Here is a 17,781-nt window from a genome sequence, read left to right as displayed (position 1 = left end):
TTTGAAGGTTTAGGCAAATCAGTGTGCTAATCTCAGTGAAAAACTACTTGAGGTTGATATGCAGACTGAAGAAGAAAATTTATTAGTCAGAAGAGAAATTGGCGACGCAGTGTTGGCTGTGCTTGAGCAGGGGAAAGTGTTGAGTGTAGAGAGCCTAATTACATATCTTGAAAGGCAGCATCATAAAGTTACACATATGCAATACCAGAACAGATATAGGCATGCAGTGGATTTACTGATAAAGAAATCATAAAAAAAGCCCGCGGCAGGCGGGCAATAAACATCAGTTTCTACATTCGTAATCTGTTCGGGTAGAACGGGATAAGCGTAGCGTGATAATAATTATCCAATCTATAGGATACTACCCATAAGTGGCTGTATTCGCTCAATGGGGTAATGTTAGGGCGTAAAAAAGCCCCCGCGAACGAAGGCCAGTGAATCGCCACTAAATTTAGTTTTGGAACGAGAGCGATGCTCCCGAAAACATATTAGTAGCTATTGAAAATTTGGCTTAATGAATTGAGTTTTGAAATTAAAGAAATTTCAGTGTCCTTTAGCGTTAAAAAAAGCCCGCTTGGACAGCGGGCAAAAATCAAAGGTATCAATATTACGCTTCTGGATGGCGGTTACTCCACCCACTCTAAAGATTAGCTAATGCTTAGATATTCATCATTAAGCAGGTAAAAAAAAAGCCCGTTGTCTAGGCTGGCTTTTGTAAGGGTATGAATGGTTTGGCTTTACAGGCTTGCTGCGCTTATGTCAGCTGAGTTAAGGTAGTCTGATATGCATTGATTGTCAGATTTCAGTCCAAAAAAAAGCCCGAGTTAACGTCAGGCTATCAGTAGGTAGGTGTTCATGGCCTTGGCAGGCTTGCTGATCTTATGTCAGCTGTTTTGAGAATAGTGCAAGGTTTTGAATAAGGCAATTTTCCATGCTCTAAGCTAAACGCTAATCTTTAGTAATTAAGTGGGGTTTAGCTATCTTGTGGAAAACAAGGCTTCTGAAGAGGATGGGACAAAGATGGGACGCATAAGAAATGACGAGCGTTGAGAACGCTTGTCATCTTTTTGCATGATGGGACGTGTGAGCGAGGTTTCATGCGGTAAGTTAATGATTTATAGCACGGTTCTTAGAACTTCTAAGCCGTAGGTCACAGGTTCGAGCCCTGTAGGGCGTACCATCTTCGCGGTGTAAAACCGAAAAAAACAGACGCCCGCTGGCGTCTTTTTTTATGCCTGAAATTCAGTGTGCAAGATGTCCTGTACTGCTCTTCCTGTTGCCTCAGAAATCCAGCTCAAGTGCAAAACACAGGTAAGCCATCAGCGGCGCACAGTGCCTGAACTGTGCCGCGCAAAACTCGACCACATCAGGTTTGCACAAATCCTCGAAGGCGATATTTTTAATCGCGATAAAATCTTTGCGCTTTAATTCCTCTAACAACGGGTGGTTTTTGTCGTAGCCTTTTGGCGGACGAATCAGGCTATCGCCATCCATCACGAAACCGTTGTCGTGCAATGTCTTAAGGGCTTTCTTGTAGGCGTTCGGATTCTCATCAATGCACGTACGGATCGCATTTAACGCTTTAGATTCCGGATGCCAGATCCCCGCCGCGAGAAAACAGTTATCTTCGGCAATGTGCAGATAGAGTCCGGGGGCGTGGACATCTTTGCCCTGAAAATGGCGAAACTGGATGCCGACATTGGTTTTGTAAGGCGTTTTATCTTTGCTGAAACGGCTGTCCCGCTGCGGACGCATAAGGCTGCCGCCCACTTTTCTGGCGACGGCAGTCAGCCTCGGGGAAATGGCAATAATCTCTGGCTGCATGTGTTCGATAAACCGCAGTGCGGGGGTTCTCAGCGTATTTTCGTATTCATCCTGATTCGCTTTGAACCAGTCGCGGGAGTTGTTTTGTGCGAGTTTATTCAGAAATTGCAAACCGGCTGCGCTAAAAATTGTCCCTGCCGGAACCGGCGTTTCAGGTGTCTGGGTCGTCATTATCGATAAGCCTTAATCACTGCCATGAAAAGAATCAGAGGAGATCCTGACGCCAGAGACGGCTCAGTGCAAACTGAAAAGCAAAAATTTTTCTGACAACCGAGGAAAACGCAGTGGGCGCCTGAAAGCCTGCCAGAATCAGGTGGGAGCTGGCGGCCATGGAGCAGACTTATTCTGTTAAATATAATTCAGAGCAATATAATAGGGTAAACATCAGCCGCAGGGATTTATATGGATAATATTAATAATGCTAAGCGCGTCTTAGAGGATAATACCAACGTGCTTTACGGCATATTTGGTATCATCAGCGGTTCTGGCTATTTTCCTCCGTTGCCTTTCCTGAATGAATTCTTCCTGGCGGGCAGTGATCCCTGCGATCAAGATGGCCGGATGGGACGTTGGCGGCGCTTCGCACTGACCCTCTCTGAATATGACGTGGTGAAAGCGTGGTGGATTGAAAACAAGCCTAATACCATCGAGTCGCAACTTGGGTGCGATTGCTGGAATGATTGGGTTCAGGAGATTTTGGAGCGGTAAGTAAAGTTATCATGGGGTGACAAAATCCTACGCGAATAACGCATGAAATTTACCATCTGCATATTCCCTTTCTGTCATGCGCCAAAGGGCTTATCCCTTTAAATCTTCTGTTTATGAGTAAAATCCATAGAACCCTGATCAAGATCAACGGTAACAATCTGTAAAGTTTTACTCTTTACGGAAATTTACTGACTACTGGGGATCTATGAAAATTAAAGACTTTTTTGTGATGACTGCACCGAACCGTCGCCGTTATGGCGTGGCTTTTTTTGTCGGTATTATTGCCGGTGTGATGTCAGCTTTCGTGAAGTGGGGCGCAGAAGTGCCTTTGCCCCCGCGTACTTTCTCAGGCGGTCGCGATGAATTTAACCCGCCGTATTTGTTCCTGAGAGATTATCTGGGCATTGATCCGACGCATGCCGTTTACCAGTTCTCTGAACATATTATTAATCCTGTCCATATTACCCATATTATTTTCTCCCTGGTCTTCGCGATAGGCTATTGCCTGGTCGCGGAAGTCTTCCCGAAAGTAAAATTATGGCAGGGTGCGCTGGCCGGTATTATTGCGACTGTTGCCGTCCACTGGATAAGTTTCCCGCTGCTGGGTCTGACACCTCCATTGTCCGGGCTTCCGCTGGATGAATATGTGTCTGAATTACTGGGCCACATCTTCTGGTTCTGGGCGATTGAAATGATCCGCCGTGATTTGAGAAACCGAATCACGCATGAACCTGATGCTGAAGTGCCGATGGATTCGCCTTTCCGTTAATGCATCATCCTGAGTATCAAGCCCGCCTGACTCTGTCGGCGGGTTTTTTTTATGTCTGCTTATTATCATTAAAATAAAGAATGGAATAAGTTTTTATAGGGAAGGTTTGATTTAGTTTCTAAAAAACATCTATAACCAACTCATGATGTATTGATATAAAATCCCGCGTCATATTACGTTGTATTAATTTCATTGTTATGTGTATATCAATTAAATAATCACCTTTATCAATGTTAAGTGCAGATAGAGAAAAGACACCGGCGAAAGGTGTCTTTTCTTCTTGCGCCTGCCTGAGAAGTTCAGGCGAGAATTAACCCGCCGTCACAGATTTAGGCTTACGCTACCGGCGTTTTTGTGTGTAGGATCAGGGCTGTAAAATTGCCAATCGGGAGAGTTATGGCTTCGCTGAAAGAAGTAGCACAACGGGCATCCGTCTCGCTTATGACGGTGTCCCGCGCCATTAATGAGCCGCAAAGGCTGAAGCCGGAAACGCTGGCGCGCGTGCAGCAGGCCATTGACGCACTTCACTATGTGCCGGATTTCTCGGCGCGCAAGATGCGCGGCAAAAGCAGCAAAGTCTCCACGCTCGGCGTGCTGGCGCTCGATACCGCCACGACGCCATTCTCCGTTGAACTGCTTCTCTCGATTGAACTCACGGCCCGCGAATTTGGCTGGAGCAGTTTTCTGGTCAGCATTACCTCGCAGGAAGACAGCGAGCGCGCGGTCAGCCAGCTGCTTTCCCAGCGTCCGGACGGCATTATTTTTACCACCATGGGGCTGCGTGAGGTCGATATTCCCTCGCGTCTGGTGGATAAAAATCTGGTGCTGGCGAATTGCCTGAGCCGTGAACACGCGCTGCCGGGCTACATCCCTGATGATTTTGACGGCCAGTATCAGGCGACCAAGCTGCTGATCCGCAAAGGCTACCGCCATCCGCTGTGCATTTATTTACCTGAGTCCATCCCCGCCGGAACCCGCCGTCGCGCCGGTGCGGAACAGGCATGGCGCGAAGCGGGGCTGGCGGCAGAACATCTTCGTCAGCTGCATATGGCGCTGGGCGATGAGCATTATCGCGATGTTGTGACAATGCTTGAGGGCTTTATCCCCGGCGGAAAGCCGGATTTCGACGTGCTGGTGTGCGGCAATGATCGTATTGCCTTTTTGGCGTATCAGGTGCTGCTGGCGAAGGGGATTGCGATACCGCAACAGGTCGCGGTGCTCGGGTATGACAACATGGTCGGTATCGGCGATCTGTTCCTTCCGCCGCTGACCACGGTGCAATTGCCGCACAGCGAAATAGGCCGTGAAGCGGTGCTGCATCTTATTGAACAACGCCCCAATCACGGCCTGATAAAGATCGCCTCGCCCGTGCTGGAGCGCGCGTCTTTATCGTGCGTTCAGCGTTAACCCGCGCTTAGCCTCCAGACGTCTCCCTCAACCAACGCCGCCTGTCCGTGAGCGGCGAAGCAGGAGAGGGCGCGCTGACCGGGCTGCGGGTAAATCCGGCTGCTTAACGTTGCTTCTCCCTGATTAACGAAAATCTCCACAGACGAGCTGTCGATAAAGATCCGCAGTTCCAGCACCTTTCCTTGCGTTAACGCCATGCTGCGCTGGTCTTTGATCCCGTGCATCGGGAAGTCCCTTTCCAGACAGAGTCTCTGCGCCCGTGTGTCCACAAAGAGGGTCACGCCGTCACCGAGTTTGATACCGAAACGTTCTGCGTCGCAGGCAGGGCGATCCCACCGGGTGATGATCTCCAGCGCCTGTGCGTCATCTGCGATGTGCAGAACGCTGTCTCTGAGCAGGCATGGCGAAAGAGGAGAATGCTCACGGCGCAGCGTCTGCACTTCTTCCACCGGAACCATCCGCACGCTGCCATCGTGCAGTGTCAGTTCGCGCGGCAGCGTCATGCAACCCGCCCAGCCTTCGGCCTTTGACGGCATCACGGATTCCCACATGTCCATCCAGGCGATGATCACCCGACGACCGTCGGCTGCGGTAAATGACTGGGGCGCATAAAAATCATGGCCGTGATCCAGCTCGCGGAAACCTTCGCGAACCTCAAACTCCTGTCCCGGTCGCCAGGTTCCGCGCAGGCAGCCACTCTGGAATAAGTTCAGATAATCATCGCCTTGCGCTTTGATACCCTGCGGGGAACACATCAGAATATGTTCATCGCCAAGCGGGAAAAAATCCGGGCATTCCCACATGTAACCCGTGTTGCGGTCGGCTTTGGCGAGCACGCGGTCGAATGTCCAGTCGCGCAGGCTGTTGCCCTTGTACAACAACACCTGGCCGATATCGCTGTCATCCCGCGCCCCGATCACCATCCACCAGTGGCCGTCTTCGTACCAGACTTTCGGATCACGAAAATGCATGATGTTATCCGGTGGTGTGAGCACCATGCCCTGTTTGGTGAAATGAATGCCGTCCTCGCTGGTGGCAAGGCATTGCACCTCACGGATGGCGCTGTCATTGCCTTCGCCGCTCAGCCAGACGTGGCCGGTGTAAATCAGGCTCAGCACGCCGTTATCGTCCACGGCGCTGCCGGAGAAACAGCCGTCCCGGTCATACTCTTCGCCCGGCGCCAGTGCGACAGGCTGATGTTGCCAGTTCACCATGTCCTGACTGGTGGCGTGCCCCCAGTGCATCGGTCCCCAGTTCTCGCTAAACGGGTGATGCTGATAAAACGCGTGATATCGCCCCTGGTGATAAATCAGTCCGTTCGGATCATTCATCCATCCCGCCGGTGGCGCGAGGTGAAAATGCGGGTAAAAGGATTTGCCGCGCGTTGCTGCTCCGTCGCGCAACGCCTGTTCTGCGCGTTCCAGTCGCTGTTTCATAAAATCTCACTCTTTTTGAATAATACGGAAGGGGTTGTCCGGCTCTTTTCGCCGATGAGCAGGAATCCCGAGATCGTGGTGAGGATGAGCACCAGCATCCCCATAATCATGTAGGTGTCGGCAAAGCCGATCCGGTCGTAGCCGTAACCGGCCAGCGGGGAAAACACACTGGCACACACCTGCGTGATGAACTGGAACCCGACCAGATACAGCGTGGCTGAAAGGCGCGGGTCGAAGCGGGTGGTGATGTACTTAAACATGGCGATCAGCAGGATCGGCAGCTCCACGGCGTGCAGCAGTTTCATGCAGGAAATGGTCACCGCATCCGCTGCCAGACCTGAACCAAAAACGCGCAGCGCCATAATCAGCCCGCTGAGCAGCAAGCCGTTTTTTGCCCCGATTTTATTGACGACGAACGGCGCGAGGAACATGCCGCCCGCTTCTAAAAACACCTGGAAGGAGTTAAGGAAACCGTACATCTCATTGCCGTTTTTAACGTCCGGGAACAGAGAAGCGAAGTACACCGGAAACTGCTGATCGTAGACGTTGTAAACGCTGACGCCGGTCACAAACACAATCAGCGCCCAAAAACGCGGCAGACGGAACAGGGCAATCGCATCAGAAAGCTGGAGGTTACCGGGCTTGCCGTACTCGAGCTGATTCAGCGCATCGGTCTTCACCTCACGCAGCCGCCACAGCAGCAGCAGGAAAATGATCGCAGAAGACGAAGCCATCCAGAAGTTAAGGTTCGGGTTGATGTTAAACAGGATCCCGGCGAGGAAGGTGGCGGCGGCCCAGCCGAGCGATCCCCACATTCTGGCTTTACCAAACTCAAACCCCAAGATACGGCTGACCCGCTCGGTATAAGATTCGAGCGCACCAATCCCGGCAAAAAACGTCGCGCCTACGTATAAGCCACCAGCGGCGGCGCCCAACAGAATATTGATTTGCAGCAGCGGGGCAAAGACGAAGATAAAGAAAGGTCCGCTGGCCAGTAACAGTATGCCGATGGCCCACAGCAGGTTTTTACGTAACCCCAGCTTGTCCTGAATAAAACCGTACAGCGGCTGCGCGCACAGCGCCGTCAGGGCAATGGCGGAAAAGAATAACCCCGTTTCCGCGCCTTTTAGCCCGACCTTCTGGCTGAGCCAAAGTGAGATCAGCGAAAAAGCAGATGACCAGGTGTAAAAGAAGCAGAAAAGTAATCCGCTTAACAGAATGTAGTGACTTCGGTGACTTGTTTTCATGGCATATCCGTGCGCATTCGAAGAGGTAGTTCACATTGTTAACGTTAACTTATTGCTTTTCCCAGACAGGCGATAATGGATTTATGATGTTAATCACAAATGTTAACGTTAACATATTTAAAGTGTGATCTTCACTACACATTTTTGCCGATCAGTTCAGCGGCTGCGGGGGAACACCGGACAGCCCGCACAACCCGGCAACTTCGGCGGCTTGCGGGCGAAAGATAACTGTTTATTTTTGGTGCTAATTGTTGAGCCTGTCCGCCGCCTGATTGATGAATTCTCCTCATAGCGCCTTTCACATTTTGCTGCCTAGTCCTGTTCGCCGTATGGCGGTAACGTAGTGCCACTACACTCACGCAGCCCATCATGAAGGAAAAAGTGACATGAACGGCATCAGAGCAACTACGCTTTCACTGTCTATCATGATGTCCTGTATGGCCCCGGCAGCTTATGCCGAAGCGGAGAATTCAATGAGCGAAAAAATCAAAATCACCCGGAACGGCTCCACCCCATCGCAGCAAGGACCGGAAAGTTACTTCACCGGCAACGTGCGTATTGACGCGCCGTTCAGCGGCACCGAATCTGCCCGCGTTGGCGGTGCGACCGTGACCTTCGAACCTGGCGCACGCACCGCATGGCACACCCATCCGCTGGGGCAGACGCTGATTGTGACCCACGGTCGCGGCTGGTTACAGGAAGAGGGCGGCGAGATCCGCGACATGAGCGTGGGGGATATTGTGTGGATCCCGGAAGGGGTTAAACACTGGCACGGCGCGACGCCGGAAAATGCCATGACGCATATTGCGATCGCCGAATCCCTGAACGGCAGCCCGGTCGAATGGCTGGAAAAAGTGACCGACGCCCAGTATCAGAAACGTTAATTCCGTCATCATTAACGCGCAGGCCGGGTTTCCGTCATCGGCAGAAACGCGGTCCCGCTTCAGATTTCCAGCCCTGACATGGTTATGTCAGGGCCTTTGTCCGTGCTCACCCCTCATTTCGGAGAAATAACATGACCCTGAAAGTTCTCGGATACGCTGCTCAGTCAGCCAAAGTGCCTTTAGCTCCCTTTGAATTCGAACAACGCGAAGCGCGTGAAGATGACGTTGTCATCGACGTGATGTACTGCGGCGTCTGCCACTCTGATTTGCATCAGGCGCGCAACGACTGGGGATTCAGCACTTATCCGCTGGTTCCCGGCCACGAAGTGGTAGGCCGCGTGGCGAAAGTCGGTAAAAACGTCACTCAGTTCAAAGTCGGTGATTACGCCGGCATCGGGTGTATGGTCGATTCCTGCCGTGTCTGCACCCCGTGCGAAAAAGGTCTGGAGCAATACTGTCTGGAGGGCAACACGCAAACCTACAACAGCGTTGACCGTCACGACCATATGCCGACTTACGGCGGTTACGCCAAAACCATCGTGGCGAGTGAAAGCTTCGTGCTGAAAATGCCGGAAGGTATCGATCTCAAAGCCGCTGCGCCGCTGTTGTGCGCGGGCATCACCACCTGGTCGCCGCTGCGTCACTGGAACATCACCAAAGGCAGCAAAGTCGGCGTGGTCGGTCTGGGCGGTCTGGGCCACATGGCGCTGAAACTGGCCAACGCGCTGGGCGCAGAAGTGACGCTGTTCACCCGTTCCGCCGGTAAAGCGGAAGATGCCCGCCGTCTGGGCGCGCATCACATCGTTGTTTCCACAGACGACGCACAGATGGCGGCCACCCAAGGCGAGTTCGATCTCATCATCGATACCGTTCCTTATGTCCACGATATCAACCCGTACATGCCAACGCTGAATATCGACGGTACGCTGGTCTTCGTCGGTTTCCTCGGTGATATCAGCCCGATGCTCAGCACGTTGTCGATGATTCTGGGCCGTCGTTCTGTCGCCGGTTCATGCATTGGCGGTATTGCGGAAACGCAGGAAATGCTCGATTTCTGCGCTAAACACGGTATCGGCTCTGACATCGAAATGATCAGCATGCCGGACATCAATGACGCCTACGAACGTATGCTGAAAAGTGATGTGAAATACCGCTTTGTGATCGATATGGCGACGCTGACGGCGTAAGAAAAAAGTCAGATGACCCCTCCCGGCCATATTGGAATGCCCATTCTGATATGGCCGTTTTTTATTCATTTGCCAGTGTTATCTCAAATTTCCCCGTTAAATTCCTAAGACGCTCTAAATAAGTCAAAAACACCCTCTGTTCCTGCCATTGAATACCGTGCTTTTTGTAGATGAGTTATCACTAACTCGACTACTATAAAAAGAATTACATTCAGCGAGCTTTGTCAGGTATGCCATATTATTTCCCGGATGATCACCACGTGCGTGAACGTTCGGATCGTTTTCTGCGACGAATGTATCTCATGCGCATGCTGGGCACTTTCCTGTGCTTTTTCCCGATCGCGTCGGTGCTGGTGGAGCGCGGCGCATCCTGGCTGCCTCTCGGGTTGCTGGTACTCAATGTGTTTGTCTGGCCACACGTCGCCATGCGGATTTCCCGCCGCGCTAAAAAATCGAATCAGGCTGAGTTCAGAAATCTGGCTTTTGATGCCATTGCCGGAGGCGCCTGGGTGGCGATGATGGGGATCTGTCCGCTGCCGTCGGCCATTATTACGTCTATCCTTATTGCTGACCGCTTCTCAGCGGGCGGCTGGCGGTTATTACGCCGTGCGATGGTGTTCTTCTGCGCCGGTTTTATTGTGTGCTGGCCGTTGTCCGGCATGACGTTGTATCCCGTGGTCACCGACAGAACGCTGTGGCTGACGCTGCCGCTGTCGACGATTTACATTATCGCCTTCAGCGCCGCCAACTATTCCATCTCCAGAAAACTGCGTGATAAACAGCATGAACTGGAAAAAACCGCGCTGATGGATCCTTTTCTGGGGTTGCCGAACCGCCGGTTGCTGGACCGACGGCTGATGCTGGAGTTCGAGCGTTCAAAACACGATCTTTCGTGCCTGATGGTGCTGGATGTCGATGATTTGAAAATGGTGAACGACCTGTTCGGCACTGAGGCGGGCGACTATGTCCTGCGGGCCGTTGCGACGATATTGCGTCAGGAAACCGGCGAACATGATTTTCCGGCGCTGTTGGGCGACGATGAGTTTGTGGTGATCTTGCCGGGAATTTCCGAAGAAGAAGCCTACGCGGTGGGGTACCGGTTATTACTCAAGGTGTCGGAGATCCGCCTGTCGCAGGACGCGGGTTTCCAGTGTTCGCTGAGTGTGGGGATTGCCACGTCACGCGGGCGGGAAGATTACCATCAATGGCTGGCCGCCGCCGAGCGTGCGGTTGCCAGCGTGAAGCAAAATGGCAAAAACAGTATTGGCAGTGCAGGCAGGGCATAACCTTTTTTTTCTGATTGGGATAAACATTTTTCGGGATGAATAATGATGAAAAATAGTCAAAAAGTGATGATAGCAACAGTAGTGTTGATGAGTTTACTGGCAGGATGCTCAAGTATTGATGAACCGGTGGGCGATGAAACCTATCGTCCTGCCAATTTCGATGCGTCTTTCGCGCAGGGGCAGGCGAGTTATTTTTCGTCCGTATTTTCCATTCTGGAACGTCACCGCCGCGCGGATACCTATAAAAAGATTTTTGATTTCTGTAGCGGAAAATTCCAGACGCTGGGCGAAAGTAATGACGGCGAAAAGGTGCACATAAAATTTGCCTGTCTGCCTAAAGAGCAGGTGCAAAGCATTTATGCCACGCCGGTGAAATCGCCAACGCAGTATTAAATCCAGTTTCCTCAGAGGCACTATGAGCAAGCAAAGACCCGATTTTATCCGTCACTGGACGGAGCTTGAAGGCCCGGACGACGGCAGTTATCCCGGCGATGATGAGCTGATGTCAATTGGCGCGCCGCTCGGTAAAGCACTGGGACTGACGCGTATCGGTATTCACCACGAACGTTTGTTACCGGGGCGTCGTACCTGCTACCCGCACGCAGAAAGTGCGGAAGATGAGTTCGTGTATGTGTTGCAGGGGCATCCGGATGCCTGGATCAACGGGGATTTGCACCCGCTGAAACCGGGTGATGCCGTCGCATTTCCCCAGGGAACCGGTATCTGTCATACCTTCATTAATAACACTGATGATGAGGTGCATTTACTGACGATTGGCGAAGCCAATAAAGCGGAGAATCGGATCTACTATCCCAAGAATCAGCAATACGAAGCCACACGTAAAGACCGCTGGGTGGATGTGCCGCAGCAGGCGTTCGGCGAGCATGACGGGTTATCTGACCAAAAAAGAGATAAAAAAAAGCCGGTGTCATAACCGGCTTTTTTATTCGAGTAATGCATTTAACACTTTCATCAAAGCGGGGATCATCATGTCAAAGACGTCTTCATTGGATGGAAAGCGACTGCCAGCGTTGCTGACAATACGGCATCATGCGGTGGATCTTCAGCGTTTGTGGTTCATGGCGGTTCAGTGAATAACCTTCCGGTGTGATTTCTAACGTGTCACCGGTCTTCAGGGAGAAATTGTCATCGACTGACAAAATCAGCTTCAGGTTTTTAAATGCCTGAATGCAGATATATTTCAAGCCTGTGTGCGGGATGTTCAGGATATCTATAATTTTCCATTCCATATTTCTACTCCTTTATCGTACTGCCTGATTTAGTGCCTCATTCTTACCTCACAATTCCGTCATTTTTTGTCATCACAAGGTAATGATTTCTTTATAGGCGTTCCTGTTATTTCAATGCTTGAACTGACTCACAAAAAGCCATAGCCAGATCATCGCTGGATCGCATAACTCATTATTTAGGACAAAATGCAGTGTCTTTTCGCTTTTTTTATGCCGCCGCATTGCGCTTTTTGGCAAAGCCAGCGGGTAAACAGAAAGCAAAAAAGCTTGAAATCACAGCGATAAAACAGGTATTCCTGAGTGCTTTATGATTTTTGTTATATTTTTCAGGGCAGGATGAAATGAATTTCACACGTAATAGTCTTCTGGGGCTGGTACTGGCATTAAGCACTTTTTCGGCGCTGGCCAGCCAGTGTATAGAAACCCGCGCCGGTATTGATATGGGCTCGGGCACCACTAAAATTCAGGTCGCACAGGTCGATATCTGCCGTCATCAGCTGGGCAAAGTGCTGTATGAAGATCAGCGTCCGCTGGCGTTTAACGAAGATTTAGGCAAATCCGGCAACAATCAAATCAGCAGCGCGATGCAGCAGCAGGGCGTCACTGCGCTGAAAGAGATGGTGGACAAGGCCCGCACTTTCCACCCGCAGCGCATCACCGGTGTGGCGACGGCCGTGTTCCGCTCGGCGTCAAACGGGCAGCAGGTGATCGACCTGTTTAACCAGCAGGCACAGGTCCAGCTGCGCATCATCACGCAGGAACAGGAAGCCGCGCTGGGGTTCCTCTCGGCGAAAGCCGCACTGCATGACAACAGCGTGAAAAATGAAGATTTGCTGGTGTGGGACATCGGCGGCGGATCGATGCAGATGACGGCATTGCGTGAGCAAAACGGCAAAACGGTCACGGACATTTATCAGGGCAAACTGGCGTCGGTGACGCTGAAAGAATTTATTATCAGCGTGCTGAAGAATCAGGCGCTGGATAAAGCCGCGTCTCCGAACCCGATCGGTTCGCTGCGCAATACCGTGCTGCGTTACGTGAATTTCTATGCGAGAACGCACGTCAGCCCGCAAATCAAACAGGATGCGCAGACCCGCCGGGTGATTGGTATCGGTGGTGTTCACGGCTATTCAGTAAAAGATCAGCTGCGTCTGACGAACAATACTTACACGTTGGAAGATGTGCAGCGCGTGTCAAAAAATCAGGTATGGAAAGGCGACAGCGAACTTACCGGTGAATATCGCGCCACCGACGTCAGTAATTTACTGCTGGTGGAAGGCTTTATGCAGGCGCTGAACATTTCGCAGGTGACCGTGGTCAAGGCCAGCCTGATTCAGGGCATCCTGGTGCAATAACTTCGCAAACTCATGACTGAAGGAGCAGAACCGCATGACGACTGACTCAACAACCCCGCAGCAGGATGACTTTATCTGGCTGGAAGGCATACGCAACGAGCAGGCGCTGGCCTGGGCGCATGAACAAAATCCGGTCACGCTGGCGGCGTTTACCCAAGGCCGCGATTTCGAGCCTCTTCGCCAGAAAGTGCTTGAGGCGCTGAATTCTCCGGATCAGATCCCCGGCATCGGCAAATTCGGCCAAACCTGGTGCAACTTCTGGCAGGATGCGCAGAATCCGCGCGGCCTGCTGCGCATCACGTCGCTGGAGGAGTACCGCAAAGCCGAGCCGCACTGGGAAACGCTGCTGGACATCGACGCGCTGGGCAAAGCGGAAGGGAAAGACTGGGTGTACCACGGCGTGTACCCGCTCAAACCCGATTTTAAGCGCGCGCTGATTTTTCTTTCACCCGACGGCGGGGATGCGTCGGAAGTGCGTGAGTTTGATCTGCAAACGCGCGAATTTGTCTCTGACGGCTTTTTCCTGCCGGTGGCGAAAAGTCGCACGGGCTGGATTGATCATGACCATCTGTTTGTCGCCACCGACTTCGGGGAAGATTCACTCACCGACTCCGGTTACCCGCGCATCGTGAAAATCTGGTCACGCGGCACACCGCTCAGCGAAGCCACAACGGTTTACAGCGCCGGTAAAAAAGACATGATGGCGGTCGGCTATCACGACAGTTTTAAAGGCTTCGAACACGATTATGTGGTGCGGGTGATCGACTTTTATCATCGCGAAGTGTTCCTGCTGGATGAGAAAAAGCATCTGGTCAAAATTGATGTGCCGGCCGATGCTAAATTCAGCTCGTGGCGCGAGTGGATCCTGATCCAACCTGCCAGCGAATGGCAGGTCAGCGGCGAAAGCTGGCCCTCGGGTTCTCTGCTGACCATGAATTTTGACGCCTTTATGGCCGGTGAGCGCGCGCTGAAACCGCTGTTTGTGCCGACCGCACAGGATCAGCTCAGCGGGTATTCCTGCACCCGCGATCACATCATTCTCAGTATCACGCGCGACGTGGTAAACCGCCTCGAAGTCCTGACGCCGGAACAGGGTGACTGGCGGCGTGAGCCGTTCGGGCATGTGCCGGAACTGAGCAAAATCAATGCCTGGGGCGTGGCAGACGATTCGAACCAATATTTCATGAGTGTCAGCGGATTCCTGCAACCGGCCAGCCTGTCGCTGGGGGATCTGGATAACGGCGCACACCAGCCAGCGGAATTACTGAAACAGGATCCGTCGCATTTCGATGCGTCCCGGTATCAGGTCAGCCAGCATTTTGCGCAATCCGACGACGGCACCCGCGTGCCTTATTTTGTTATCTGCCGCAAAGACGTGGTGTATGACGGTAAAAATCCGACGCTGTTGTACGGTTATGGCGGGTTTGAGGTGTCGCTGGATCCGTATTATCTCGGCGTCAGCGGCGTGGCGTGGCTGGATCGCGGCGGTGTATTTGTTCTGGCCAATATTCGCGGTGGGGGCGAATACGGACCTGAATGGCACAAAGCGGCGCTGAAAGAGAAACGTCTGCGGGCATATGAAGATTTCGCGTCAGTCGCCAAAGCGCTGATCGCCAGTAACGTCACCTCTGCGGCGCATCTTGCCGCGCAGGGCGGCAGCAACGGCGGTCTGCTGGTCGGCAATATGCTGACGCGTTACCCGGAATTATTCGGGGCGATTGTCTGCGAAGTGCCGTTGCTGGATATGGAACGTTACACGCAGATTTCTGCCGGTGCTTCGTGGATTGCCGAGTACGGCGACCCGCAGGATCCTGAAGAGTGGGCTTTTATCCGCGAGTTCTCGCCGTATCACAACCTCTCTCCGGCAAAAAAATACCCGCCGGTGCTGTTCTCAACGGCCACCAGCGATGACCGCGTCGGGCCAGACCATGCGCGTAAAATGGCAGCGAAAATGCAGGCGATGGGTATTCCTGATGTCTATTTTTATGAGAATACCGAAGGCGGGCACAGCGCGGCGGCGGACAAGGCACAGTCTGCCTTTAAACGGGCGATGGTGAGCGAATTCCTGCTGCGGTTTATTGGCCGGTAACCGGTTAACCGGTGCGGTAAATTTACCCTATGACTTAAGCCAAACGGGATGCCTTTCAGGTATCCCGTTCATATTTCGACATGTTTTATCCTCGCTCATCCCTGCAAAACCATTGCCTCATCAATCATTCCGTGTTTATTATTTCCTCCTTTTTTGATAACAATTATCAAAATCACTTTTCATTCATTCTCATTTTCGGGGCTTTGCATGTATAAGAACACCGCTCGCGTGCTGTCTGTTGCCGGTCTGATGGCCGCATCGTTCTCCACTTTTGCCACCACGTACCCGCTTACCGTGACGGACTTAGCCGGGCAGAAAGTCACTATCGATAAAGCGCCGCAGCGCGTGATTTTGCAGGATGGCCGTGATTTGCTGGCCCTGGCGGTTCTGGATAAGGCCAATCCTTTCCAGCACGTGGTGGCATGGAATAACCTGCTGAAGAAAACCGACAGCGGCACCTGGGACATGCTGAAAAGCAAATGGCCGGAATCTGCGAAGATCCTCGATATGGGCTTCAGTGATAAAGGGCAGATTGATCTGGAAACCGTGATCGCGAAGAAACCCGATCTGATGATCGCCCAGTTGCGTGCAAAAGATTCCCTGGCGCAGGCCGGTGTACTGGATAAACTCGCCGGACTGCACATTCCGGTGGTATTCCTGGACTACGAACTGGACCCGGCAAAAAATACCGCAGCGAGCATCGATCTGCTGGGTAAAGTGATGAATCAGGAAGACAATGCCCGTGCGTACACGCAGTTCTATAACGAGCATCTGCAGAGCATTCAGAAAGCCGTCGCGGGCATTAAAAACAAACCTAACGTCTTCATCGAACCCATTGCCGGCCGCGATGATTCCTGTTGTTTCACGCACGGCAACGCAGGCTGGGGCAAACTGATCCAGGCGGTAGAGGCCAACAATATTGGCAGTAAACTGTTGCCGGGCGCGTCGGGCACCGTGTCGCTGGAGCAGGTGATCAGCATGAAGCCGGACGTCTATATCATGACCGGTTCCGCGCGTCCGAAGGGCGGTTCTGTCACTCACATTCTGCCTTTCGGCTACGGTGCCGATCAGGCCAGCCTGGATAAAGAAGCGAAAGTGCTGACCTCACGTACCGGTGTGGCGCAAATTCCTGCGGTAATGAACGGCAATGTTTACGCGATTTATCACCAGTTCTATAACCATCCGTACAACATCGTTGGGATGGAATATCTGGCGAAATTTATCTATCCGCAGGAGTTCAAAACCCTGGATCCTGCGAAGACGTATCACGACATCGTGCGTCAATACACCCAGCTGCCGGATCAGGACTTCATCCTCGGCTGGTCAGCTAAAAAATAAGTACGGCCTTCTCCCGCCTGCTTTCCGGCAGGCGGGTTTCCTTCTGCGCAGCACTCCCCGAACGCCATTTACATTCGTCACATTCGTTGACACTCGGTTAATTCATACTTTAATTCAATTGTATTAGTGTGATTCGTAAGTTCTGGCTGTGTGTTGCAGCGGGCGACGCACGGCGAATTACGCCATATCAACAAGGTGAATGTATGCAATCTGAAGAACAGCGTTTAATTGACGGGCTTTTTAGTCGCTTGCAACAAGCTGAGTCCAGCACTGCGCCGCGTGATGCGGAAGCGGAACGTGTGATTCAGGATCATATCCGCCAGCAGCCGTCGGCTCCTTACTACATGGCGCAGGCGATGATTATTCAGGAAGCGGCGCTGACCAAACTCAACGGCCAGGTGCAGGCGTTGCAACAGCAGATCGGGCAGTTGCAGCAGGCGCAGCAGAGCAAACCCCAGAGCAGCGGTTTTCTGGCCGGACTGTTTGGCGGGGGATCTTCCCAGCCTGAACCGCAGCGCACGGCGCAGCAGGGCAGTCAGCCAATTCCCGGCACGCAGGGGTGGGGCGCGCAGACTCAACAGCCACCGCAATATGCCGGACAACAGCCGGCACCGGCTCAGGCTCCGCAGGCGCCGGGTTTTCTGGGCAGCGCGCTGCGCACGGCGGCGGGTGTGGCCGGTGGCGTGGTGCTGGCCGATATGCTGACCGGTATGTTCCATCACAGTCAGCCACAGGAAATCGTCAATATCATTGAGGAACCGCCGGTGCAGGATCTCAATCCTGCTGACAGCAGTTTTCTGGACAACAATAACCAGGGTTTCGACAGCAATCAGCCGTCCTGGGAAGATGCTTCCCTGGGCGACAACAATCTCGATTCCGGCTTCGGTTCCGATGATATGGGTTCTGATGATTTCAACGATGACGACGATTCGTTTTTCTGACGTCTCGCGACAGCACGCCGTGGATGGCTGATTTTGCAGAAGAAAGCGGCAATGAAAAGT

16 protein-coding genes are annotated in these 17,781 nt (G+C 52.5%); 12 read left to right on the top strand and 4 right to left on the bottom strand.

Annotated features, from left to right (window positions below; all coding sequences use genetic code 11):
- Window positions 1-1,281 precede the first annotated feature (1,281 nt).
- The gene (locus ED901_RS11005; RefSeq protein WP_056771397.1) at window positions 1,282-1,995 is read right to left on the bottom strand and encodes a DUF2461 domain-containing protein; all 714 of its coding nucleotides are present in this window, start codon (window positions 1,993-1,995) and stop codon (window positions 1,282-1,284) included.
- Between the two features lie 231 nt (window positions 1,996-2,226).
- On the opposite strand from ED901_RS11005, the gene ED901_RS11000 reads away from it, so the two are divergent.
- The 3 genes from ED901_RS11000 to ED901_RS10990 all read left to right on the top strand — a co-directional run bounded on the left by ED901_RS11000 (window position 2,227) and on the right by ED901_RS10990 (window position 4,708).
- A complete protein-coding gene (locus ED901_RS11000) occupies window positions 2,227-2,532 on the top strand; it encodes a hypothetical protein (protein ID WP_122095900.1) in 306 nt (101 codons plus the stop codon).
- Window positions 2,533-2,737: 205 nt separating this feature from the next.
- Window positions 2,738-3,301 (top strand): DUF1440 domain-containing protein, encoded by a 564-nt coding sequence (locus ED901_RS10995; RefSeq protein ID WP_056771403.1) that lies wholly within the window; start codon window positions 2,738-2,740, stop codon window positions 3,299-3,301.
- Window positions 3,302-3,697: 396 nt separating this feature from the next.
- Window positions 3,698-4,708, top strand: coding sequence for a LacI family DNA-binding transcriptional regulator (locus ED901_RS10990; protein ID WP_122095899.1), 1,011 nt, complete (start codon window positions 3,698-3,700; stop codon window positions 4,706-4,708).
- Here ED901_RS10990 and ED901_RS10985 read toward each other — a convergent pair.
- On the bottom strand, window positions 4,705-6,144 hold the full coding sequence (locus ED901_RS10985) for a glycoside hydrolase family 32 protein (RefSeq protein ID WP_122095898.1): 1,440 nt from the start codon (window positions 6,142-6,144) through the stop codon (window positions 4,705-4,707). The genes ED901_RS10990 and ED901_RS10985 overlap by 4 nt on opposite strands.
- Entirely contained in the window at window positions 6,141-7,391 is a 1,251-nt protein-coding gene (locus tag ED901_RS10980) for an MFS transporter (protein ID WP_122095897.1), read from the bottom strand. The genes ED901_RS10985 and ED901_RS10980 overlap by 4 nt, the downstream gene beginning before the upstream one ends.
- 473 nt (window positions 7,392-7,864) lie before the next feature.
- Between ED901_RS10980 and ED901_RS10975 the strand changes: the two genes are divergently transcribed.
- The 5 genes from ED901_RS10975 to ED901_RS10955 all read left to right on the top strand — a co-directional run bounded on the left by ED901_RS10975 (window position 7,865) and on the right by ED901_RS10955 (window position 11,682).
- Window positions 7,865-8,275, top strand: a complete 411-nt coding sequence (locus ED901_RS10975; RefSeq protein WP_122096115.1) for a cupin domain-containing protein — start codon at window positions 7,865-7,867, stop codon at window positions 8,273-8,275.
- Window positions 8,276-8,406: 131 nt separating this feature from the next.
- Window positions 8,407-9,462: an NAD(P)-dependent alcohol dehydrogenase gene (locus ED901_RS10970; RefSeq protein ID WP_056771415.1), complete on the top strand. Its 1,056-nt coding sequence runs from the start codon at window positions 8,407-8,409 to the stop codon at window positions 9,460-9,462.
- Window positions 9,463-9,722: 260 nt separating this feature from the next.
- Complete coding sequence (locus ED901_RS10965) at window positions 9,723-10,748, top strand: diguanylate cyclase domain-containing protein (protein ID WP_240993911.1); 1,026 nt, start codon at window positions 9,723-9,725, stop codon at window positions 10,746-10,748.
- Window positions 10,749-10,790: 42 nt separating this feature from the next.
- A complete protein-coding gene (locus tag ED901_RS10960; protein ID WP_235533382.1) occupies window positions 10,791-11,141 on the top strand; it encodes a hypothetical protein in 351 nt (116 codons plus the stop codon).
- A 22-nt stretch (window positions 11,142-11,163) separates the two neighbouring features.
- Window positions 11,164-11,682, top strand: coding sequence for a cupin domain-containing protein (locus ED901_RS10955; protein ID WP_122095895.1), 519 nt, complete (start codon window positions 11,164-11,166; stop codon window positions 11,680-11,682).
- A 70-nt stretch (window positions 11,683-11,752) separates the two neighbouring features.
- On the opposite strand, the gene ED901_RS10950 is transcribed toward ED901_RS10955, so the two are convergent.
- The gene (locus ED901_RS10950; RefSeq protein ID WP_056771428.1) at window positions 11,753-11,998 is read right to left on the bottom strand and encodes a hypothetical protein; all 246 of its coding nucleotides are present in this window, start codon (window positions 11,996-11,998) and stop codon (window positions 11,753-11,755) included.
- Between the two features lie 341 nt (window positions 11,999-12,339).
- Between ED901_RS10950 and ED901_RS10945 the strand changes: the two genes are divergently transcribed.
- The 4 genes from ED901_RS10945 (at window position 12,340) to ED901_RS10930 (ending at window position 17,721) form a co-directional block, all read left to right on the top strand.
- Window positions 12,340-13,353 carry a Ppx/GppA phosphatase family protein gene (locus ED901_RS10945; RefSeq protein WP_122095894.1) on the top strand — a complete coding sequence of 338 codons (1,014 nt, stop codon included), beginning with the start codon at window positions 12,340-12,342 and terminating at the stop codon, window positions 13,351-13,353.
- 34 nt (window positions 13,354-13,387) lie between these two features.
- Window positions 13,388-15,442 (top strand): prolyl oligopeptidase family protein, encoded by a 2,055-nt coding sequence (locus ED901_RS10940; protein ID WP_122095893.1) that lies wholly within the window; start codon window positions 13,388-13,390, stop codon window positions 15,440-15,442.
- Window positions 15,443-15,649: 207 nt separating this feature from the next.
- Window positions 15,650-16,780 (top strand): ABC transporter substrate-binding protein, encoded by a 1,131-nt coding sequence (locus ED901_RS10935; protein ID WP_056771439.1) that lies wholly within the window; start codon window positions 15,650-15,652, stop codon window positions 16,778-16,780.
- A 203-nt stretch (window positions 16,781-16,983) separates the two neighbouring features.
- Window positions 16,984-17,721 (top strand): DUF2076 domain-containing protein, encoded by a 738-nt coding sequence (locus tag ED901_RS10930; RefSeq protein ID WP_122095892.1) that lies wholly within the window; start codon window positions 16,984-16,986, stop codon window positions 17,719-17,721.
- Window positions 17,722-17,781: the final 60 nt, after the last annotated feature.

This window comes from Rahnella sp. Larv3_ips (assembly GCF_003697865.1).
Classification (GTDB): Bacteria; Pseudomonadota; Gammaproteobacteria; order Enterobacterales; family Enterobacteriaceae; genus Rahnella; species Rahnella rivi.
This window is presented reverse-complemented; position numbering and strand designations above follow the sequence as displayed.